Below are 22,784 nucleotides of genomic sequence, written 5' to 3'. Positions count from 1 at the left end.
GAAAATTAACGAGGTTACAATACTCGGATTAAAGGAAGTTGCGTAGAGCATGAGCAATGAGCCATATATTAGATAAAATCGACACTGTTTACCCATTCCCACCGAAACCAGTTCCATTAAGCGAAGAAGAAAAAGCATCTTACATTGAGCGTATTAAAAAGTTACTCAAAGAAAAAGATGCGGTACTTATCGCGCACTACTATACCGACCCTGAGATTCAAGCCCTAGCTGAAGACACTGGCGGGTTTGTTGGTGACTCGTTGGAAATGGCGAAGTTTGGTAATCGTCACCCTGCAAGTACATTGATTATTGGTGGTGTTCGCTTTATGGGCGAGTCGGCCAAAATTCTGACACCAGAAAAGCGCATTCTAATGCCAACGTTGGAAGCGGAATGTTCGCTCGACCTTGGCTGTCCTGCGGATAAGTTCAGCGAGTTTTGTGATGCTCACCCTGATCATACGGTTGTAGTTTACGCAAACACCTCAGCAGCGGTTAAAGCCCGTGCCGACTGGGTCGTTACATCGAGTATTGCGCTTGAAATCGTGGAACACTTAGACGCTGAAGATAAGCCAATTATTTGGGGACCAGACCGTCACCTAGGATCGTACATCGCTAACAAAACTGGCGCAGATATGCTGCTTTGGCAGGGTGAGTGTGTGGTTCATGATGAGTTCTCTGCTGATGCGTTACGAAAAATGAAGAGCGTGTATCCAGATGCGGCTATTTTGGTTCACCCTGAGTCACCAGCAAGCGTCGTAGAACTTGCCGATGCCGTTGGATCAACGAGTCAGCTGATCAAAGCAGCGAAAGAGCTTCCTCACAAACAAATGATCGTTGCGACAGACAAAGGTATTTTCTTTAAAATGCAGCAACTAGTGCCAGAAAAAGAACTTATCGAAGCACCAACCGCAGGTGCAGGCGCAACATGCCGCAGCTGTGCACACTGTCCTTGGATGGCAATGAACGGTTTGAAAGCAATTGAGAAAGCGCTTAGTGAAGGTGGTAAAGAGCACGAGATTTTTGTTGACGAAGAACTGCGTGTTAAATCCCTTATACCACTTAACCGCATGCTAGATTTTGCTGAGCAGCTAAATATGCAAGTGAAAGGTAATGCTTAAAAAGTAGGCGTAACTGAAAGTAAATCTCAAAAACCAGTCGAATATGGCTGGTTTTTTTGTGTCTTACTATCAATGAGTTACTATTGATGCAATCAATGAATATCGAGGTCATAAATTTATGGCGGTGTGGTTAGTAGTTAAAAAGTGGCTTAGTTCACACCTTTTTAAATTGAGCAACCGAAGCCTTCTCATCTTTAGTGGCTTATATGTGAGCCTTTCATGGTGGCTGCTGGTTCTCGCTGGTGAAACAGCATTAACAGACAGTTTCGCTAACTTTATCTATTACCTCATGGTTACGGCGAGTACGGTGGGTTATGGCGACCATTCTCCAGTAACAGATTTGGGTAAATGGGTTGTCGTACTATTTGTAATCCCCGGCGGTTTGAGCTTATTCGCCGCATTATTGGGGCGTGTCGCTGGAGCCGCGATGGACTATTGGCGAGCGGGTATTTTAGGAAAACGGAGAGTAAGAGTGGAAAACCATATTGTATTGTTGGGCTGGAATGGATCGAGGACGATGCACCTTATTCGCATGTTACAACATGAAGAAGAGGGAAAGCGTCCGATTGTTTTATGCAGCCGTTCAGAAATAGAGAACCCGTTACCTGGCGAAATCAGTTTTATCAAAGTGACCAGTTATACCGATTCGCAAGAAATGAAAAACGCCAATATTGCCGAAGCCGCTTGCATTATTGTGGATAATCTCTCGGACGACATTACCTTGTCAGCCGCTCTATACTGCGCATCTGTAAACCCTTCCGCTCATTTGGTCGCTTACTTTAAAGATGAAGCGCTAGGCCGACTTCTAAGTCAGCATTGCCCGAAAGCGGAATGCATACCTGCTGTTGGCGCAGAAATGTTGGCAAAAGCGGCGGTTGACCCGGGCTCAAGTGCGCTTCATCAGGAGCTTTTGGCTTCAACACGAGGTATGACGCAATACTCAGTTATTTATCCCGAGGGTCAGTCTGCCACCACTATTGAGAATCTCTTCGTTTTTCTCAAAAGACGCCATCATGCCACGCTGATTGCTTTTGATATTGGCGATGGTATTCAACTCAACCCAGATTTAGATGCTGAAGTACCCGCGAGTACCAAGCTGTTTTACATTGCAGATGAACGTATTGAAGATTTTGCCTGGAAAGAAATGAACAAGGAACAATAATGCACATGATTGCCGGCCTGTTAGCAGGCTTCCCAAACTTTTTACTCTATTTCTCTGTTTCTATTATTTTTGTATTGGCGTTTAAGTTCATCTACGTCAAGTTGACGCCATACGATGAGTGGCATCTGATCAAAGAAAAACAAAATACAGCAGCAGCGATTGCGCTAAGTGGGGCCTTCCTTGGTTATTGTCTCGCGATTTCGGGGGCGGCAAAAAACTCGGTCAATATCGTCGATTTTATGGTGTGGGGCGTTGTTGCAATGCTTGCTCAAATTATCGCATTTGCAATTGTACGCTTTATTTTACTTCCGAAAGTGGCAGAGCGTATCGAAAAAGATGAACTGCCAGCCGGTATTGTATTAGCAGCAGTTTCTGTTTCCGTTGGCGTATTGAATGCCGCGTGCATGACCTACTAGGAGGAACGATGAAGCGGAGTTCTAACGTTAAACGTTCTTCCATGGACAAAAGCTTAAAGCTTGGGAAAATTCTTCCCTTTGCTGCCTTTGGTGGTATTTTCTTCTTTGCTACGTACGAGTCAAAAACAGAAGGGTACATTTTTTCTGATGCTGATGAGTGTAAATCTAACTCGCCTGAGTTTAGTGAACAGTGTGACATTGCATACCAAGAAGCTTTAGCTCGTGCCGAACAAAATGCCCCTCGCTACCGCAGCGAGTTCGAATGCGAGAATGATTTCTACGAGGATGATTGTTACTACAGTTCCAGTTCCCGAGCTTATGTACCTAACTTTGGCGGTTTTTTTTACAGTCGCTCATTAAGCGGGTTGAAAGGTTATAACAAGAGCTATTACTCAGAGCCGATGTACCGTTATAAATCCAAATTCTATAATGGAGCAGGACAATTCTTTGGCTCCTACCGAAATCAGCCGACCAAAGTTGCGACGAATAGCCTTAATAAACGTGGTGGCGGCACCATTGGCAGGGCGATGTCTCGAGGCGGGTTTGGTAAAGCGGTGTCGGTCAGTCGAGGCGGTTAAAAAGCACTATGTTTCGACGAGAAATACAAGAGCGCGAAAACTGGCGTGAATTAGCACGCCAGTTTGGTTTTGGTTTCCATACCATGTATGACCAACCGTATTGGGATGAGAGTGCTTACTATCAATTCACGCTGGAGCAAATTGAGCGCGATATAGAAGCGCCCACTGAAGAGCTGCATCAGATGTGCCTGGCTATTGTGGATGAAGTCGTTCGGAGTGAGCGGTTGCTGACGCAATGTGCGATCCCTGAATCTATGTGGGAGCAGGTCGCTTCTTCATGGAGACGAAGCGAACCTTCGCTTTATTCGCGGCTGGATTTCGCGTACAACGGGACCTCGCCAGCAAAATTACTGGAAAACAATGCGGATACGCCAACCAGCTTGTTTGAAACTGGCTTTTGGCAGTGGGTGTGGCTAGAAGATGTTGTAAATAAAGGTCGAGTTCACCAGAGCGCGGATCAATTCAATATTCTTCAAGACTTTTTGATCGAGCGCTTTGCCGAAATAGCAAAATACCAACCAGGACAAACACTTCACTTTAGCTGCTGCAAGTACACTGAAGAAGATAAAGGGACTGTCCAGTATTTAGAGGATTGCGCGCGAGAGGCAGGGTTAGCAACGGCATTCGTGCATGTCGAAGATATTGGAGTGACGGAAGATGGTCTGTTTGTGGATGCTGACGACAGAGCGATTCGTTGGATGTTTAAGCTTTACCCTTGGGAGTTTATGTTTGAAGAGGAATATGCGAAGTACTTAGCGACTGCGAACGTAAACTGGTTAGAACCGATGTGGAAGTCGATTCTATCCAATAAAGCACTTTTACCGTTATTGTGGGAGCGCTTTCCTAATCACCCGAACCTTTTGCCCGCTTATTTTGCTAACGATTCAAAAGCGAACACTATGAGAGATTATGTCATCAAGCCACTATTTTCTCGAGAGGGCGCGAACATCGAGATCGTCATCGATGGAAAACGTTTTGTTAAAACGTCAGGGCCTTATGAATCTAAATTCAATATCGTCCAGCAATACCATCCACTACCTAAGTTTGGGCACAACCATACGTTAATTGGCAGTTGGTTGGTCAATGATAGAGCTGCCGGTATTTCGATTAGGGAAGACAGTAGCTTAGTGACTCAAGATATGGCGCGGTATATTCCACATGTAATTTTAACATGATCAAAAAAGCTCTCCATTTGGAGAGCTTTTTGTCTATTCAGCCGTTCAATCTTGATGGTCGACAGCGTTGCGTCTATTGTTCTTCAGCTAATGCAACACCGCGCTGGGTAAGACCACATAACATCACTGGCATTGCATTGAAGATCTCTTCAAACTGCTCTAAGCCTTCCATACCTTGTTCGGCCAATGTTTCAATGGTTGTTTCTGGGTCGTAAAGCATAGTAAGAGAAAGTAAAACACCACCGAGTAGGGCATTATCTTCGCTATCCTCAGGCATCAACGTTTCCCAGTCATCACGCGCAAGTTGCCAGCCTTGTAATACACCTTCACAGAAATCGCGAGCCTGACTTGTTACAATGTCTTGCTCATCTAGCGCGCACCCTGCAGGCCACTGCCAAGTGCCTTCTAGGAGAGCGGGACGAGTTTGGTTCCACATTTGTACAATCTCGTCAATGTACTGCTCTAGTTGTTCACCGTCAGTAAATGGCGCTGTTTCTTCTCCACCCCATAAGAATGGCAACCACTCTTGAGGCATTAATACGTTTGGCGCTGCAGCCATCGCTGTTACAAAGCCTTGAGTTTTTGCTAGGTTTAGTAGTTTACCGTCAAGTTCTGGGAGAGAAAGGATGTCTTGTAGTTTCAAAATAGAATACCATTTGTTAATGGGCTGGTTGATTGCGCTCATCTTACCAATCAATTAGTGATAAATCGATATTAGGGAATGATTCACACATCTATGGAAATTCGCTCATCACTTAGAAAAAAAAGCATTCTCGCCCTAACACTTTACCTGTGCTTCTTTATCGCCACTATCGGTTCTGTCGCCTATTTGGTTGTTGAGCCACCGGTTAGACAAAAGCTAGAGCAAAACCTAGAGTTACGTACCCAACTCCTGGCTCTTGAGATAAAAGAGCCCCTCCTCAGTTCTACAGGTGTATTGAGCAGCTTAGTAGGGCTAGCCCAAGGGACTGAAAATATTCAATCTCTCAACACAATAATTCCACATATTCTTCAATTGAGTGACAAGATGCTTGTTAGTGGTGGCGTATGGCCTAAACCCGAACTCAAAGCAGAACAATGGAGATATAAAAGTCTATTCTTCAATAAAAACAGTGATAGTGGTATTGACCAAATTCACTCCTACAATAACCCCGAATCTGGCGGTTATGATAATGAACCCTGGTATGTCGCTGCCGCCGATGCTCCGGTAGGTTCTGTTAGTTGGTCTACGGTTTACATCGATACCTTTACTCAGGTCCAGATGATTACCGCGTCTTCTCCGTACTACCAAAACGGTCGATTCGCTGGAGTTGTAACGGTAGACCTATCACTTGATGCACTTTTTCAGTTTATTCGAGAGCACACAAACCAGCATTCTTTGGGGGTAGTGGTTCGCGATGCTGACTCAAACGTGATTATTGAACACAACTTTCAACTGACGGACGAAATTTATGTCAGCGAGCTTGATTTCGGAGAGTTCGATTGGCGCATGGAAGTTGTCAACGCAAAAGCTAAAGTCGCTGATCAAGTGTTTGAACAAGTGATGAGCGTTGAGGGGAGGATCATTCCATTTTTGCTCTTGTGTGTCTTGGTCGGTTACTACTTACTGAATCGCTATATTGTTGAACCAATTGTTCGCATTGCCGCTAAGATTGATGACTCGAAAACTGGTGGGATCATAGATATTGACTACGATAGCGATGACGAAATCGGACAGCTTATCGAGAAGTTCAATGAAAAGACGATCTATTTAGAGCAGGAGAGAATAAAAGCTCAGGCTTCGACAAACGCTAAAACGGCATTCTTAGCCACATTGTCCCACGAGATTCGCACACCAATGAACGGTGTACTAGGAACTGCCCAGATACTGTTAAAAACACCACTTACCGATGAGCAGCGTAAGCACCTGAGAACACTTTATGATTCAGGTGATCACATGATGACATTACTCAATGAGATTTTAGATTACTCAAAAATTGAACAAGGGCATGTTGAGTTTGAAAATAAGCCTTTCCCAATTGAGTCGATTATCGGCAGTATCAAGAGTGTTTATCAAACTCTATGTGCAGAAAAAGGTCTTCGCTTTAGAGTAGTCTCGCATTTACCAACGGGTCGTTGGTACAACAATGACAAAGCCCGTTTGCGTCAAGTACTGTTCAATCTACTCAATAACGCTGTTAAGTTCACCGATCGTGGCATCGTAGAGGTAGAGCTAGCCGAGAAATCGAGTAAGGCAGGCACCAAGCTGATACTAAAGGTAAAAGATACAGGAATTGGTATTTCAAAAGAGGCACAAAAACGCATTTTTCGTCCTTTTGAGCAAGCGGAGTCATCAACGACTAGGCGGTTTGGTGGTACAGGGCTTGGTTTAGCAATAGTCAAAGAAATCGCGGAACATATGGGTGGGCAAGTGGTTGTAGAGAGTCAGGAGGACGCTGGAACGACTTTTACTGTCGAAATTGCCCTTACACCTTGCAAGCCAGGTAAAGTAGAGTCAATCAATACACATAAATTGAACTGTAAAGGGTTGAAAGCACTCATTGTTGAAGACAACCGAACAAATGCGATCATTATGGAAACTTTCCTCCGAGCCAAGGGCTTTGAGTGCACAAGTGTCGAAAATGGTCAGCTTGCAGTCGATGAGGTTGCGATCAAACCATTTGATTTGATACTGATGGATAATCATATGCCTGTTCTAGATGGCGTTGGGGCCATATCAGCCATTCGAGCAATGAGTTCACCTGCTAAGTCGGTACTGATTTTTGGCTGTACAGCGGATGTGTTCAAAGAAACACAAGAGCGTATGATTAATGTAGGAGCAGATCACATAATAGCGAAACCAATAGTGGAGTCTGAATTAAATGATGCACTGTATCTTCATGCGACACAGTTATATCAGTACCAATCGGACTTTGATGGAAATGCAGCAGATAGCTTTAATGCTGAAAAGTGGTTACTCAACTTCTATGTCGCTCTAGATAATGGACATCTTAATGAAGCACTTGAGGCTATTTCAGCGATCATTGCGGAGGCTCCCCTTGAACTCAGTGACGACGTTTCTTCAGTCGCTGAACGGATAAGAAGTAACTTAAAGCGTCAGCAATCCCCAGACCAAGATGATATCGATACATTAACGATTTTGCTGGCCTCACCATAACTGAATCAATATGGCGCAACTGTGAATTGTTCTTACTATTCATACGTCATCCAGCTTCGTGACAAACTCTTCTAACCTGCAATGAACAGGCTTGCAGTTTTACTTTTACGAGTAAAGCAGCAAGACCTTCTACTGTGATTATATCGGTAATACTCTGAATTTTCGCAGCTTGGTAGCATAAGCTATAGGAGTGACTGTTTACAGTCCGAGTTTTGTTCTAACTTTACGCCAAAATAATTATCGTAACCCCTTTTTATGTAAGTGAAATCCGTGTTTTTGTACCATTTTTACGTAATTTTAGGCGTTTTTACTCGCCATTGGTGAAAAAAACTACTTTTACTTTAAAAGTTGGTTATAAATTTACAACTTAATTTTAAATACAGAACCATAAGCTAGTTTTTGTGTGTTCTAATTGCATCATTAGCTGGCTTGATGTCTTTTTAGTGGTTAATAGTTTTATTATTTTTATTAATTTCAGTGTTTGATTTTAAGGGTTTTGTAAATGAAGTCTCGTGGACCATTTTGTATTCGTCACGCCGCAGCGGATACCTTTGCTATGGTTGTTTTTTGCTTTATCACAGGGATGATTGTCGAGATTTTGATTTCAGGGATGACATTTGAGCAATCTCTAGCATCGCGTACGCTATCGATTCCAGTGAATATCGCTATTGCTTGGCCGTATGGGGTTTTTCGTGATTGGGTGCTGCATCAAGGTAGTAAGGTGTCACCGTCTTCCTTTATGAAAAACATCTCCGATCTGGTCGCTTATGTACTATTTCAATCTCCAGTTTATGCGGGTATCTTATTCGCAGTTGGCGCGTCTACAGATCAAATTGTGACCGCAGTGGCAAGTAACGCTGTTATTTCTTGTGGCATGGGTGTGTTGTATGGGTACTTCTTGGATATGTGCCGCCGTTGGTTCCGTGTTCCCGGTTATTCTCAAAGCATGTAAATGCCCCAGTTTTGCTCAATTTAGTTACTTAGTGAGCAATCGATTCGAAAAGGGCGCTTTTTTTTATGTTTAGCCTTGACCATCAGGCACATAATCATTAAATTAGCGCCTCGTTAGCCAATGATGCTAACCAAAATTTGATTCGGTGAGTTGTCCGAGTGGCTGAAGGAGCACGCCTGGAAAGTGTGTATACGGCAACGTATCGAGAGTTCGAATCTCTCACTCACCGCCACATTCTAAAAGGTCTGATTTATCAGGCCTTTTTTCATATCTGCACTAAAGTAATGCGTCATTGAAAGTACATAAGAGTACTCAGAGTGCAAACGCAACTCTATCTACAAGCCAACTGTTCATATCTCACCTCGATACAACGCCAAAATTGAAGAAGCTATACAGAGGCAGCCATAATCTGATTGGTGCGGGTTAGCCCATCCGCTTTAATCTAGAATTTAGCACCCATATCACATGAGGTATGAATACGGCCACAAGAATGAACGTATTGCTACTAGATGCTAAGCAAAACAGCCATGAACACGAATACAACAGCAATCATACCAAAGAGATCTGTGTTTAGATTGAGGTCATCAGGGTTAAATTTTTCAATGCTTTGCGTCGTTTTGCATCTTATCTTCATGTTCTTGTCCTTATTTCATGTACGATTTCAACAGCAACATAACATGCAATTGAGTGTTCACAAGTCATAAAAAGCATAAGTATACTTGCTCCTCATTGAGCGCAAAAAATACTCAAAGCGTTTTAAAGTGGCGGTCTACCTTTTGTAACATCAAATATTCTTTCTGTTTTTGTGCCTGTATCGCTATAGTTGAGAAGCGGTTATCTCGTTCTAGTTAGGAACAAACTACTGGCTGCCGCTACATTCTCTCAGCGTTCCCACTCAGTCGCCTTGGGTAGATACTTTAGTCGTTGAGTACTGCAAAAAAACGCCGCATGAGCAGCGGCGCTTTGTTGAGGAATTCCCTTTCCTACTTGTAGCTAAGTTCTGTCGCTTTGCCTTTGAAGATCCGGTATACCACAAAGGTGTAAAGCAATATCACCGGCATAACAATCATCACACCGTAGCCCACGATTATTAACGTCGCAGGCGAGGAGGCAGCTTGTTGTGCGGTCATTAATCCCGGCACAACTTCTGGGAAGAAGCTATACGCAAGCCCGAGAAAGCTCAACGCGAAAATGACAGTGACACCAAAGAAAGGCCAGCGCACACCCAGATCATTCACCATTGGAACCTGACGCAAATAGCGATCAACTAGGAAGATGGTTGCCAATACAATTAACGGAACTGGGGCAAGCAACAAGATTTCTGGGAAGCTGAACCAACGCAAGGCAACTTGTTGATTTACAATTGGGTTTACAACGCTAACCACCAAGATTCCTAAGGCTGCTAACCAACCAGCACGGCGAGACCAACGGGCCGAGCGTATTTGCAAATCACCTTCCGTTTTTAGTACTAACCATGCGCCACCGATGTAAACGTACGCCGCCGCTACACAAAGTGCGCTTAACCAAGCAAAGCCAAATGCTTCGGTTGATTGTTCAAATCCCATGATGTAACGACCCACCATGTAGCCTTGGGTTAGCGCGGTGACTAACGAGCCAATTCTGAAGCACCAATCCCAGTGAGGTTTATGATCCGAGTTCGCTTTGGCTCGGAAGTCGAACGCCACGCCACGCATGATCAGTGCGATAAGCATAATCGCGGTCGGCATATAAAGTTCCGTCAAAATCAAGCTATGAGCAGTAGGAAAGGCAATCAGCAGAATACCGACGGCTAACACCAACCACGTTTCATTCGCATCCCAGAAAGGGCCGATAGACGCTATCATTCGGTCACGTTGCGCTTCATTATCACTCGGTAAAAGGATACCGACGCCAAGATCGTAGCCGTCGAGCACGGCATACATAAAGACCGAGAAGCCAAGCAGCAGAAGATAAATTTCTGGTAGATAGTCGAGCATGATTAGGCCTCTTGTTGTGTCAGTGGGACTTCATGGGCTGCAACGTCTTTGCGCGCCAAATAGAATAGGGTATGGATGTACGCAACCAGCAATGCAGCATAAATGGCTAAGTACATAATGAGCGAAGTCATCACGCTACTGCTCGCAACCGTGGTGACGGCTTCGGATGTTCGCAATACACCGCTGACCAACCAAGGTTGTCGACCAATCTCAGTAACATACCAACCCGCCAGTGTGGCTATCCAACCAGAGAACGTCATGGCTAATACCGTGTACAGGTAAGGTTTAGGTAGCGCTTTTTTACGTGCTAGCTTCACCGCGCCATACCAGCTAACAAGCAACATAAGGACACCAACACCAACCATCACGCGGAAACCAAAGAACAAGGGCTTCACTGGCGGGTGGTCAGGTGCAAACTCGTTAAGTCCTTGGATTTCCCCATCTAAGTCATGCGTAAGAATCAAACTCGCCAGCTTTGGGATGCCCACTTCAAAATCATTGCTGCGAGTTTCTTCATTTGGCATCGCAAACAGAAGAAGAGGCGCGCCTTGCTCGGTCTCCCACACGCCTTCCATCGCTGCGATTTTTGCAGGTTGATGTTCAAGCGTGTTTAACCCGTGAAGGTCACCGACAAAGATTTGAATTGGGATGAATCCAGCCGCCGCGAACAGCGCGACTTTTAGGCCAATTTTGGCTGAGCGGTGATCTGGCTTTTTCATTATTTGATAAGCTGAGATACCCGCAATCAAGAAGCTGGCAGTCAGCGCCGATGCTAATAGCGTGTGCAGAAGACGGTAAGGTAAAGAAGGATTGAAAATAACTTCCTTCCAACTGGTTACATGTACAATTCCGTCAATCACTTCATAGCCACTTGGTGTGTGCATCCAGCTGTTAAGCACTAGAATCCAAAACGCGGACATACTTGTCCCAACAGCAACCAGAACGGTGGCGAGAGTATGAACCCATTCCGGCACTCGTCCTCGTCCAAAAAGCATCACGCCAAGGAAGGTGGCTTCCATAAAGAAGGCGGTCATCACTTCGTATCCGAGCAATGGTCCTGCTACGTTACCGACTCGTTCCATAAAGCCTGGCCAGTTGGTACCAAACTGGAAACTCATCGTAATGCCGGATACCACACCTAAGGCGAAAGTAAGAGCGAATATCTTGACCCAGAAGTAATAAACATCGAGCCATACGGGGGCTTGGGTGCGGTTATATCGCCACTTGAAAAACACCAACATCCATGCCAACGCGATGGTGATGGTCGGGAAGAGAATGTGAAAGCTGATATTGGCCGCGAACTGGATCCGCGACAGCATGAGGGTATCTAACATCTTGGTTCCTCAAAAACGTGCCATACTAAAAATCGTGTCTATCTGTAATTTAGTTACGAAAAGTCGGGCAGTTTGGATTCATGTATTGAGAAATACAGGTGATTCTGTTTTCTTCTAACCATGATTTATATCAACTAAGGGAAAGAAAGGAGTGTAGGAAATTGTCTCAAAATGCCACTAATAGTCGCGAGAAGTGAGTAAAAGAAAGCAAATGTAACTGAAGGAGCATGGATTAAGATTAGTTCGAATTATCCTTATGATGGTTTCGATAATCCTGAAATAAAATTACAAAAACAATATTTTTAGTAAGGAAAATTGCCTTGCCTTCACTTTGAACCTCCATACTATTTATACACTAGTCATGTCGAGAACATCTCAAACACAGCAAACTTACTGGCAGTTAAGGTGGGAAACTTTAGCTAATTGATAAACTTAAAATTGCACTGCTAATGACATATGCATCATAAGTTCGTTAGCACTCGACCAGAAGTGCGATAGGCTACATTTTTATACTAGCGAACGATTTGGCGCTAGGTAATTCGGCTTTCACTAGATCAACAAGTCGACTGCGGACCATTTTCGATTCCTGATGAGTTTCAATCCAAACTGACACTTACTTTTCAGCAAGTGTGCTAGTGTCTTTCTTATTATTTATTAAATAATTAATAGATGCCGATATGGTAAAGAGAGTTGTGGACAGCTATCTCGAGCAGTAGACTGGCGCTAGCCAGAGAGTCTGACTTTGAGGGGGGCATTCTACATGAATTTTGGATTCTGCCACCGCAAAGCTGATATTGAATTTGATGGAGATGGATAATGAATGACAGTTGGGCTAATTTCTTTCCTTACTTTGCTGGAGCTTTTAAGCTTATTGTATTAGGGATAGGAGCCTACTTAGCCATTAAATGGCATTTTGACGAAGAGCGAAGGGTAAGAGAAGCGGAAGGTGTGGTGTTTGATAACCCAAGTCTCATGAAAAAGTTTGCGAAGACGCTAACTCTGCCATTCCTTTTGTGTCTTCTAGTTCTTCTTGTTATATATGCTACCAACTGGTTCCTGTATTGACGGCTTTATTGTTTGTTGTAGTAAAGCTGAATGCTGCCGCCTCTGAGAGTCGAGCCGTAGTTGAAGTTAACGCCTATGCCGAAATTGTCCAACCAATCAAAGGGCTTTGGTGCATAAAATAGCCATCCTATAGAAGCTTCGTAGTAATGCGGACTTCCAAGTTCGTCGCTTAAATCATGCGAAAGGTCGACTCTTTTAATCCCAGTAAATAAAGCTTGCTCACCGTGATAAATATTGTAGTAACCGGTGATTTCATTAGATAGGTACCAACCTTTAGGGTTGCCTATATTGCCGTTATTTGCGCTTCCCCAGCTGTGCCCAATGAATGAATTCAATGTCGAACTGGCATGCCATTTCCCCCAACTTGTGGGAGACGTGTATTTGGCTTTAATGGATGGTTGAACTAATGCCGCCCATGCTGAAACGTTAACGGCACGGCCGTCTAGGATTCTTCCAATGATGGAGGAAAGTTTATTATCGGTAGAGAATGAGTTTTCATAACGCATAAGGTGAGTCGTCGTTCTGGTGCTAAGGGTGACGTTTTCACTTGCTTTGTATAGATACCCATAACCAATCGATGCACCGTATGTCCTTTCCTTGAGAAGATCCTTACTTGTGCCGAATAGTTTGAGATCATTCTCTGTTTGTATCGTAAATGCCTTAAACGACAGCTCATGTAAGTCCTCGCTGCCCTCTATGTCAAAGTTAGTCGTGTAAGGGAGAACATATACGGATTTGCTTCGACGTTCATTGATTGACTCGTCAGTCCCGAACTCTGGGTTGGCGGTATCAAATAATGCATTCGGATCAAAGTCGCCAATACCAAACGCAATTGCGTCAGTATCGGACAGCAACACCGCGATAGAAAAACGTTGTTGAAGAAGGTTGCTAATTTCCTTATCTAGTGGATCCGCATGAGCAGTATGAGGTAGAGAGAGTAGGAGAGCGAGCGAAACGACTCGCCACTCCACTGAGGCGAAGTTGGGTTGGAACATTTTGGCTCTTTTAAATGGTTCATGCATGGAGTTTTCGGACGTATCGGTACGCTAACATTAGTTTAATCGTTGAATGGTCTGTGTAACTTTGAGAAATCTATGTTTTCTCATATTGATATGAAAAAGTTCCTTAAACGAGTTTAGCTTCAATGTGTATGCTGCACCAGATTTGTTTAGCAACATCATTCTTTTCTGAAGATGTAGCAAGACTTTGTGGCTAGGTTGCATTATTTTCTTGAATGCGTCTCTTGAAAGCAAAATAGCAAACTTTTTTATTGCCTTGGCGCTCAAGAAAATCTGAATCGTTCACTGTGCTACTGGTTAACTTCGAAAACTTGTAAGCATCCTGTCTGCCAACATCACGACTAATATCCTCACGGAGTAACCCTAAATACGTCAGATAAACAATGGTTTTTTTGAGCTTTAGAAGAAATGTTCGGACCTTTGCATATTCCGCGGTGGTGCTCAATCCAAGAACTGTGTTTTGTATGTGTTCTCAGTAAATCATTGAGTCGATCTATTCTTCAAAATGTGGTCCCTTTTAATTCACTTTCTGTTACATATTTTTCGTTTTGAAAGAGCATTTTAATTTGCATCTTTTGAAAAGATCTCTTTGTTAAATTTTGTATAAAATCAACTAATTGTTGAAATTAGAACCCTTGTCAAAAAGTCATTAGATTTCATGTTGAATAGCCTCTTTTACCTAATAGTATACTCTATTTGTTTGATATAATTTCCGGCAGTTTGTATACCATAAATAAAGAGAGTCTATTCATGTTCCAGAACTTAACGATCAAGCAGAAGATAGTGATTCCGCTGTCATTGATTATTGGATTGTTTATTGTGAGCTCTGTATTAAACGTTATGACAAGTTGGAAGCAATCTGAATTGAGTGAGACACTCAACGAACAGATCGTGCCGAACTTATTAACGATTGAGGATGCTTACCGCGATCTTTACCAAGCTACATCTGCAATCCAAGGTGTTGCTCTTTCTGATACTCAAACCGATATTGATCACCACATCGGTGAATACAAAGACAACGCATACAAAGCGCTGCCGCGTATGGAACAAATGATTGAGCTATCGCAAGCCGGTGTGACGCCTTCTACACATGGTAATGAAGTTCGAACGCTTGTCTCTTTGGGTGAAAAATGGTTAGCAAGTTATGAGGCGATGCTACGTTTACCTCAATCTCAATGGCGTGGTTACTACAATGAGCACAAACATAACTTTGAAGACCAATTTATCGAGGTTAGAGCGCAGCTTAACGTTGTAAAAGATGCAATAGAAGAAAAGCAAAGCCAGTTGAAGGGCGAAATATCAGCGGCTGCAACAAGAGCAGAACTCATTCTTGAGGCTGGCATTGTGATTGTTATTTTTGCCGCTATCGCGATGGCTTTTTTGTTGTTACAAACGGTTGTGAAGCCTATCAATGATATTAAAAATGCGATGACAGAAATTGCGTCCGGTGAAGGTGATCTAAGTCAGCGAATCGATGTAAAAACACAAGACGAAATTGGCAATTTAGCAGACGCATTTAACCAGTTTGTGTCCAAAATTCAAATGACAGTCGCTCAGGTAATTGAAAGCTCAAATACCTTACGTAACGAAATGGCAAATCTTAGCTCGTTGACCACGACCATCGCGAACTCGACCGTTTCTCAGCAAAAAGATAGCGAGGCGGTAGCGGCGGCAGTGCATGAAATGCAAGTCACCAGCAGAAATGTAAGCGATAGCGCTAACGAAGCTGCGGTTGCGAGCCAAACAGCGAATGATGAACTTACCAATACCAATGTTATTTTGGATCAAACGGTTAGCTCAATTCGTAGCCTCGCAAGTGAAATCGAAAGCGCAAGCCACGTCATTAACACATTGGATCATGATGTGAGTAACATTGCGTCCGTACTGGATGTAATTCGTGGTATTGCCGAGCAAACAAACTTATTAGCGCTTAACGCAGCCATTGAAGCGGCTCGCGCTGGAGAGCAAGGGCGAGGCTTTGCTGTGGTAGCGGACGAGGTTCGTTCTTTAGCCAGTCGTACGCAACAGAGTACGGGAGAAATCCAAACCATGATTGAAAAGCTACAATCTGGTGCAGGACAAGCTGTAGAAGTGATGCGCGGTAGCCAAAATAGCAGTGATGAAACGATCAAGTCCGCTGGCCGAGCGAGTGAATCCCTTTCTGAAATCTTGAACGCGATTTCACGTATGAACGAGATGAATACACACATTGCAACGGCTGCGAGCCAGCAAAGTACAGTAAGTGACGAAGTAAATAGCAACGTACAAGGCATTGCAGACAGTAGCACTTCAATTGTGGAAATCGTAAACCAAGCGCAAGCTTCTTTAGCCATGTTGTCAGAGCAAACTCAACGTTTAGATCATCAGGTCAGTCAGTTCAAAGTATAAGCTTGAGAACAGCAATCTCACTGACGAAATAACCCGCTTCTTAGCGGGTTATTTTTTAGATAAGTGGCGAACCTGACTTGTGAAATTTCGACTATATTTACATTCCTTTCTCACTTTAGTTCGTATACCAGAGTGGGCAAATAACCCTAGACAGCGGTTACAAACTCTGTACAGCGTGATGATGCTTTTATCATCACTTTTGCTGCTTTTTAACCATTGCAATTGCACACAGGAAAATGTGATTTCCAACCCAAAATCTTCAAATTTGAGAACTTCATAACACCTTTACCATAAACGTTTTACGTAAGCGTATAGAACTGTAAATTTTGTTGTATGTACAACACTGGGTATTTATCATCCTAATTAATTTGTTCTGGATATACATCCGTTAGTCATTATTAAGTCATTCTAGAAGCTTTTAATAAGGAATCTTGAAGGCTTGTCGGTAGATAAGAGAGAAAAATTCATGAGACGTAAAACCACGCTATCTCTGCTGATTGCGTCGAGCCTTTTTGTGGTTGGATGTCAACCTAGCGAAGAAGGATCGAGCCAAGGTGGTGGTCCTGCGCCCACAACCGAAGTAGAAGTGTTAACAGTCCAGCCAACGCGCCAAGCATTGACAGTAGAGTTGCCGGGTCGTAGCCGAGCATTCAAAGAAGCGGAAGTTCGTCCGCAAGTCACTGGCATTATTTCGGAGCGAAATTTTGTTGAAGGTGGCCTTGTTGAACAAGGACAGTCGCTATATCAAATTGATGATTCATCATTTCAGGCGGATTTGCTGAGCGCTGAAGCGGAATTAATCCGTGCGCAAGCTGCGGCAGAGTCGACCTATGCCACGGTGAAGCGTTACAGAACCTTGATCACCAAAAAATCCATCAGCCAACAAGACTTGGATGAAGCAGAAGCGGCATACAAAGAAGCGAAAGCGCAGGTCCTAGTCGCAAAAGCAAAGATCAACACAGCAAAAATCAACTTAGATTATACGCAAGTCAAAGCTCCGATTAGCGGGGTGATCGGTAAATCGAGTGTGACAGCGGGTGCGTTGGTTACGGCTAACCAAGCTGCCAAATTAGCGACCATTCAGCAGCTTGACCCTATCAATGTTGATATTGTGCAATCATCCGCGCAACTGCTGCGTTTGAAAGCATCACTCTCCCAAGGCCATATGCAAGAAGATGACTCTGCGCAAGTTACATTGATGCTTGAAGATGGCAGCACTTACGAACACAAAGGCACAATGAAATTTACTGAGGTCAATGTGAACGAAAGTACGGGCAGCGTGACGCTTCGTGCCGAATTCCCAAACCCTGACGGTTTGTTGCTACCTGGAATGTTTGTTCGTGCGACGGTCATTACTGGTGTCGACCCTGATGCGATTCTAATACCACAAAATACGGTATCTCGTGATGCGACAGGTAAAGCGACAGTGATGACGGTTAATGGCGAGAACAAAGTGGAAGCGAAACCAGTGAAGACTGCCGAAGCGATCAATAGCCAATGGCGCATTATTGATGGTTTGAACGCGGGTGATAAAGTCATTACCGCCGGTTTACAAAAGGTAGGGCCAGGAAGTTCGGTAACTATCCAAAACGGTGAACAGGAGTAATCATGGCACGATTTTTTATCGATCGTCCGGTATTTGCTTGGGTTCTCGCGATTCTAACGATGTTGGCGGGGGTAATGTCATTATTCAATTTACCCGTCTCGCAATACCCAACGATTTCACCGACGACGATCACCATCAGTGCTCGCTATCCAGGTGCATCAGCAAAAACCGTTGAAGACTCGGTAACGCAGGTTATCGAGCAAAACATGACAGGATTAGATTACCTTCGCTACCTATCATCGAGCAGTGATGCATTTGGTAATGCGACAATTACCCTGACGTTTGATAGCGAAGCTGATCCTGATATCGCGCAAGTACAGGTGCAGAACAAACTGCAATTGGCATTGACTTCATTGCCGATGGAGGTACAAAACCAAGGTATTGTCGTCAATAAATCCAATACGGCATTTCTCATGGTTGTCGCAGTTTATTCTGAAGATCCTGACTTTACAGAAAACGATATCGGCGACTTTGTTGTAACGAATATTCAAGACCCGATAAGTCGTGTAACTGGCGTAGGACAAGTGCAGGCGTTTGGTGCGCAGTATGCAATGCGAGTTTGGCTGGACCCTTTTAAGCTTACGCAGTTCAACTTGACCGCGATCGACGTAGCAAATGCAATCAGTGAACAGAACGCGCAAGTTTCTTCAGGTCAACTTGGTGCGGCACCTGCGCAGGAGGGTCAGTTGTTGAATGCTACGATTTCTTCTGCAAGTCGTTTGAGCAGTGTAGAAGAGTTCCAAGACATCATTCTTAAGTCCGACGCCAGTGGTTCGAATGTTTATTTGAAAGATGTAGCTCGCGTTGAGCGTGGTGCAGAAAGTTATGATATTCGAGGCCAATATAATGGCTTCCCAGCATCGGGGTTAGGTATTTCATTAGGTACTGGCGCAAACGCGCTTGAGACAGCCAATGCGGTAAAAGAGCGCTTAGAACAACTGAGTGCAACGTTCCCAGAAGGGTTGCAGATTGCTTACCCATTTGAAACAACGCCATTCGTCAAAGCCTCGATTCAAGAAGTGGTTAAAACGCTATTAGAAGCCATTCTTCTTGTGTTCTTAATCATGTACCTGTTCTTGCAGAACTTCCGTGCGACGATCATTCCAACGATCGCAGTGCCTGTCGTATTGCTCGGAACCTTCGCTATTTTGTACGCGACTGGATTTAGCGTAAACACGTTAACCATGTTCGCGATGGTTCTGGCTATCGGTTTGCTGGTGGATGATGCCATCGTTGTGGTGGAAAACGTCGAGCGTGTGATGCATGAAGATGGTTTAGAGCCCAAAGAAGCGACCAAAAAATCGATGGGGCAGATCACTGGTGCCCTGATTGGTGTGGGGTTGACGCTTTCAGCGGTATTCGTCCCTATGGCGTTTATGTCTGGTTCTACCGGGGTTATTTACCGTCAGTTCTCGATAACTATTGTGGCGGCTATGACGCTTTCCGTTTTGGTTGCGATAATTCTGACTCCGGCATTGTGCGCTACGTTGCTGAAAAAAGGCGATGCTGAGCTTCTAGAGAAGAAAGGCTTCTTTGGCTGGTTTAACCGCAAGTTTGATGCGATGACAGCAGGCTATGAAACCGGCGTTGCCAAACTTCTAAAACGCACAGGTCGCATGTTGGTTGTATTTTTGGCAATGAGTGCAGGTGCTGGCTGGTTATTTATGAACCTTCCAACGTCATTTTTGCCAGATGAAGACCAAGGCACAGTATTCTCAATGGCTATTTTGCCGCCTAACTCAACACAAGAACAGACGGAAAAAACACTTGAGAAAATGCGTGACTTTTACCTAGTAGACGAAAAAGACAATGTAAAATCCGTCTTCTCTGTTGCGGGCTTTAGTTTCGCAGGTCAAGGCCAAAACATGGGGATGGCATTTATCGGCCTGAAAGATTGGTCTGAGCGTGAAGCGCCTGGCGCTGATGCGGCTTCCATTACGGGCCGAGCGATGGGGTACTTCTCTACCATTAAAGAAGCTTTGGTGTTTGCGTTCGCCCCTCCAGCGATTCAAGAGCTAGGTAACTCGACAGGTTTCGATTTCTATCTCCAAGACTCGTTGAATAAAGGGCACGATGCATTAGTTGCGGCTCAAGGGCAACTTCTGGGCATGGCAGCACAAAACCCGAAACTTGTCGGTGTTCGTCCAAACGGTCAGGCAGATGCGCCAATGTACAAAGTGAACATTGACCACGTCAAACTTCGTGCTTTGGATGTCAGTATCAATGACGTAAACCAAATCCTGTCAGCTGCATGGGGCGGGGCTTACATTAACGATTATATTGATCGCGGTCGTGTGAAGAAAGTGATGGTGCAAAGTGATGCGGAATACCGCATGCAGCCAAAAGACTTCGATTCATGGTACGTACGCAACGCTAAGGGAGAGATGGTGCCTTTCTCTGCTTTTGCGAGTGGCGAGTGGACATATGGTTCTCCTCTTTTGCAGCGCTTTGATGGTTTGCCAGCAATGAATATTCAAGGCGGTGCAGCTCCTGGTGTAAGTACTGGTGAAGCCATGGAAGAAATTGAAGCAATGGTAGAAAAGCTACCAGAAGGTTTCACGGTGAACTGGAATGGTATTTCGTATGAAGAGCGCCTTTCCGGAAACCAAGCGCCGATGCTATATGCGCTATCTATCCTCGTCGTATTCTTAGTTCTTGCCGCTTTGTATGAAAGTTGGTCAGTACCTTTCGCCGTGGTGTTAGTTGTTCCTCTTGGTGTGCTTGGTGCTGTGCTTGCGGTAATGACGCGCAGTATGGATAACGATGTGTTCTTCCAGGTGAGCTTATTAACTACGGTCGGCTTGGCAACCAAAAACGCCATTCTGATTGTTGAGTTTGCAAAGGACTACTATGAGAAAGGCGCTGGGCTTATCGAAGCAACCTTACATGCTGTTCGCGTTCGTCTGCGCCCAATTATCATGACATCGCTTGCTTTTGGTTTGGGTGTGGTACCACTTGCTATCAGTTCAGGTGTGGGATCGGCAGGTCAAAACGCAGTGGGTACCGGCGTACTTGGTGGCATGATCAGTGCCACGATATTGGGTATATTCTTCGTCCCAATCTTCTTTGTAGTGGTTGAGCGATTGTTTGATCGACGTGCGAGAAAAGAGTCGGAGGCAGAGTTGTCTGAGACCAGCACTAAACCCACTCAGCAAAGCGAGTAGGACTTGGTTGTTTTAACTGAGTTATACTAGTGATAATAAACACGATTAAAGGGCGCTTCGGCGCTCTTTATTTTATGTTTTCACTTGGTGGTTACCGTCTATGACGCGAGCATGAAAGACGGCGTGTTGTGTGCAGTATCAGCACAGCCTTTTCGGCCGAATGAAAGCCTAAAGAAGAAAAACGACGATGAAAGATCAGAAAATTTCCCCAATTTCCGTTTTGGATCAAAGTCCTATGTTTGTTTGTGGTGTGATGCAGCGCATGTACCGCAATCGTGCCCAAGCTGAGCTCTCTCGGCAAAATTTGATGACACTAGAAATGGCAAGTGCACTGGCCGCTTTAGAAGAATTTCAGCCTATGAGCCAGCAAGCGTTAGCTGATGCGGTTCGAACTGAGCGAAGTGTAGCAAAGCGGATGGTGGACAATCTGGAAAAGAGAGGGTTTGTTCAAGTTTCTAAAAGTAAATCGAATCAGCGCCTTAAAATGCTAAGCATGACAAAAGAGGGGGCAAATGCTTTAAAGCAAGTTCATCAAATCATGACGAATTTACAGAAAGAGTTTTTTTCTTGTTTGTCGGAATCTGAAGCGAATGAATTTTTTCGTCTGGTAAGAAAGCTCACTTTTGCGAATCACGACCAGTAACTGACATCAATGCCGTTTAGCGTCTTTATTTTATCGCGGACCAATTATATTAAGCTGTAGAACTTAAGAAATAGGATGCCCAACGTACAGGTCACGGTAGAAAGCACCGTAGTGAGTGCGATGATATTTGCAGCTAACGTGGCATTGCCTCCCATGGAACGCGCCATGACATAGCTGGCTGCAGCGACTGGAGAGGCGTTCATAAAGAAAAGAATACCTAGCTCAATTCCTCGAAATCCTACTAAGTAAGCTCCCATGGTGATGATGACTGGCGCTACGATGAGCTTGTAACTGCTCGCAAACCAAGATGAACCTTTCTCTTTTCTCATCAAGCTAAAGTCAAGTGAGCCACCCGTACACAACAGCGCCAAAGGCAATGTCATTTTGGACAAGTAGTCTCCTGCGTCAATAACCACATTCGGTACTGGAATAGCGAGTAAATAAAAAGCCATTCCTAGAACAATAGAGATTATGAGTGGATTCCTAGTCAGTGTTCGGCCCATCATCTTTGCTGCTTGCGAGGCAGACGTTGCTCCTTTGGGAGATAAGCAAATTACCGCTTGGACGTTATAAATAAATGTGGTGACCGCGACATAGAGAGCCGCTAACGCCACACCTTGAGAACCATACGCATTGGCAACGTAAGCGATGCCAATAATACCTGTATTTGCTCGGAACCCACCTTGGATGAGAACGCCTTGATCAGGCGATGCTTTGAATAGAAGTTTGACGGAAAGATAGGTGAAAATGAAAAACGAAATACTAGCGATGACGCCGAAATTGACGAATCCACTTGCCGCGGAAAAGTCGTGTTCTGAAGCCACAATGCTGACAAATAACATTGCAGGCAAGGTAACTTGAAACACCAGTTTAGAGCCTACTTCGATAAAATTATCGTTGATTAGACCAAAGCGCTTAAAAAGAACGCCAAGTACCAACATCAAACAGATAGGTCCGGTTATCGACAAAGAGAATTGCAACTGATGTAAAACAGCTTCCATGTAAGTATCCGCAGCAAAAGAAAAAAGTGT

At 44.3% G+C, this 22,784-nt stretch carries 18 protein-coding genes and 1 tRNA gene; 13 read left to right on the top strand and 6 right to left on the bottom strand.

Annotated elements, in window-relative coordinates:
* Positions 1 to 56 precede the first annotated feature (56 nt).
* The 5 genes from nadA to R7P35_RS07485 all read left to right on the top strand — a co-directional run bounded on the left by nadA (position 57) and on the right by R7P35_RS07485 (position 4,449).
* Positions 57 to 1,118 carry a quinolinate synthase NadA gene (nadA, locus tag R7P35_RS07505; protein ID WP_017635054.1) on the top strand — a complete coding sequence of 354 codons (1,062 nt, stop codon included), beginning with the start codon at positions 57 to 59 and terminating at the stop codon, positions 1,116 to 1,118.
* Between the two features lie 118 nt (positions 1,119 to 1,236).
* Positions 1,237 to 2,280, top strand: a complete 1,044-nt coding sequence (locus R7P35_RS07500) for a potassium channel protein (protein ID WP_017635053.1) — start codon at positions 1,237 to 1,239, stop codon at positions 2,278 to 2,280.
* Positions 2,280 to 2,696 carry a DUF350 domain-containing protein gene (locus R7P35_RS07495; protein WP_005378281.1) on the top strand — a complete coding sequence of 139 codons (417 nt, stop codon included), beginning with the start codon at positions 2,280 to 2,282 and terminating at the stop codon, positions 2,694 to 2,696. Before R7P35_RS07500 ends, R7P35_RS07495 begins: the two co-directional genes overlap by 1 nt.
* Positions 2,697 to 2,704: 8 nt before the next feature.
* A complete protein-coding gene (locus R7P35_RS07490; RefSeq protein WP_025766906.1) occupies positions 2,705 to 3,274 on the top strand; it encodes a DUF1190 domain-containing protein in 570 nt (189 codons plus the stop codon).
* 8 nt (positions 3,275 to 3,282) lie between these two features.
* Positions 3,283 to 4,449 carry a glutathionylspermidine synthase family protein gene (locus tag R7P35_RS07485; RefSeq protein WP_042522104.1) on the top strand — a complete coding sequence of 389 codons (1,167 nt, stop codon included), beginning with the start codon at positions 3,283 to 3,285 and terminating at the stop codon, positions 4,447 to 4,449.
* Between the two features lie 73 nt (positions 4,450 to 4,522).
* Here R7P35_RS07485 and R7P35_RS07480 read toward each other — a convergent pair whose 3' ends face one another.
* Positions 4,523 to 5,134 (bottom strand): YecA family protein, encoded by a 612-nt coding sequence (locus R7P35_RS07480; protein WP_005378278.1) that lies wholly within the window; start codon positions 5,132 to 5,134, stop codon positions 4,523 to 4,525.
* Positions 5,135 to 5,185: 51 nt separating this feature from the next.
* Between R7P35_RS07480 and R7P35_RS07475 the strand changes: the two genes are divergently transcribed.
* The 3 genes from R7P35_RS07475 to R7P35_RS07465 all read left to right on the top strand — a co-directional run bounded on the left by R7P35_RS07475 (position 5,186) and on the right by R7P35_RS07465 (position 8,790).
* Positions 5,186 to 7,606 carry a hybrid sensor histidine kinase/response regulator gene (locus tag R7P35_RS07475; RefSeq protein ID WP_033905057.1) on the top strand — a complete coding sequence of 807 codons (2,421 nt, stop codon included), beginning with the start codon at positions 5,186 to 5,188 and terminating at the stop codon, positions 7,604 to 7,606.
* A gap of 502 nt (positions 7,607 to 8,108) precedes the next feature.
* Positions 8,109 to 8,558, top strand: a complete 450-nt coding sequence (locus R7P35_RS07470) for an L-alanine exporter AlaE (protein ID WP_005378276.1) — start codon at positions 8,109 to 8,111, stop codon at positions 8,556 to 8,558.
* Between the two features lie 144 nt (positions 8,559 to 8,702).
* Positions 8,703 to 8,790 (top strand) — tRNA-Ser (locus R7P35_RS07465).
* 273 nt (positions 8,791 to 9,063) lie between these two features.
* Here R7P35_RS07465 and R7P35_RS07460 read toward each other — a convergent pair.
* The 3 genes from R7P35_RS07460 to R7P35_RS07450 all read right to left on the bottom strand — a co-directional run bounded on the left by R7P35_RS07460 (position 9,064) and on the right by R7P35_RS07450 (position 11,868).
* A complete protein-coding gene (locus R7P35_RS07460; RefSeq protein WP_005378275.1) occupies positions 9,064 to 9,192 on the bottom strand; it encodes a hypothetical protein in 129 nt (42 codons plus the stop codon).
* A gap of 349 nt (positions 9,193 to 9,541) precedes the next feature.
* On the bottom strand, positions 9,542 to 10,534 hold the full coding sequence (locus tag R7P35_RS07455; protein ID WP_017820054.1) for a cytochrome d ubiquinol oxidase subunit II: 993 nt from the start codon (positions 10,532 to 10,534) through the stop codon (positions 9,542 to 9,544).
* A gap of 2 nt (positions 10,535 to 10,536) precedes the next feature.
* Positions 10,537 to 11,868: a cytochrome ubiquinol oxidase subunit I gene (locus R7P35_RS07450; protein WP_213904744.1), complete on the bottom strand. Its 1,332-nt coding sequence runs from the start codon at positions 11,866 to 11,868 to the stop codon at positions 10,537 to 10,539.
* An 816-nt stretch (positions 11,869 to 12,684) separates the two neighbouring features.
* Here R7P35_RS07450 and R7P35_RS07445 point away from each other — a divergent pair.
* Positions 12,685 to 12,933 (top strand): hypothetical protein, encoded by a 249-nt coding sequence (locus R7P35_RS07445; RefSeq protein WP_005378271.1) that lies wholly within the window; start codon positions 12,685 to 12,687, stop codon positions 12,931 to 12,933.
* 5 nt (positions 12,934 to 12,938) lie between these two features.
* Here the strand turns inward: R7P35_RS07445 and R7P35_RS07440 are convergent, their stop codons facing one another.
* Complete coding sequence (locus R7P35_RS07440; protein WP_017635043.1) at positions 12,939 to 13,928, bottom strand: Solitary outer membrane autotransporter beta-barrel domain; 990 nt, start codon at positions 13,926 to 13,928, stop codon at positions 12,939 to 12,941.
* 774 nt (positions 13,929 to 14,702) lie between these two features.
* On the opposite strand from R7P35_RS07440, the gene R7P35_RS07435 reads away from it, so the two are divergent.
* The 4 genes from R7P35_RS07435 (at position 14,703) to R7P35_RS07420 (ending at position 21,753) form a co-directional block, all read left to right on the top strand.
* On the top strand, positions 14,703 to 16,340 hold the full coding sequence (locus R7P35_RS07435) for a methyl-accepting chemotaxis protein (protein ID WP_132936548.1): 1,638 nt from the start codon (positions 14,703 to 14,705) through the stop codon (positions 16,338 to 16,340).
* Between the two features lie 466 nt (positions 16,341 to 16,806).
* A complete protein-coding gene (locus tag R7P35_RS07430) occupies positions 16,807 to 17,946 on the top strand; it encodes an efflux RND transporter periplasmic adaptor subunit (RefSeq protein WP_065274363.1) in 1,140 nt (379 codons plus the stop codon).
* A 2-nt stretch (positions 17,947 to 17,948) separates the two neighbouring features.
* A complete protein-coding gene (locus R7P35_RS07425; protein ID WP_005378264.1) occupies positions 17,949 to 21,110 on the top strand; it encodes an efflux RND transporter permease subunit in 3,162 nt (1,053 codons plus the stop codon).
* A gap of 187 nt (positions 21,111 to 21,297) precedes the next feature.
* Complete coding sequence (locus tag R7P35_RS07420; RefSeq protein WP_033905066.1) at positions 21,298 to 21,753, top strand: MarR family winged helix-turn-helix transcriptional regulator; 456 nt, start codon at positions 21,298 to 21,300, stop codon at positions 21,751 to 21,753.
* Positions 21,754 to 21,797: 44 nt separating this feature from the next.
* Here the strand turns inward: R7P35_RS07420 and R7P35_RS07415 are convergent, their stop codons facing one another.
* Positions 21,798 to 22,754 (bottom strand): AEC family transporter, encoded by a 957-nt coding sequence (locus tag R7P35_RS07415; RefSeq protein ID WP_053349488.1) that lies wholly within the window; start codon positions 22,752 to 22,754, stop codon positions 21,798 to 21,800.
* Positions 22,755 to 22,784: the final 30 nt, after the last annotated feature.

The sequence above is a fragment of the Vibrio sp. Vb0304 genome (genome assembly GCF_033338995.1).
Classification (GTDB): domain Bacteria; phylum Pseudomonadota; class Gammaproteobacteria; order Enterobacterales; family Vibrionaceae; genus Vibrio; species Vibrio alginolyticus.
This window is presented reverse-complemented; position numbering and strand designations above follow the sequence as displayed.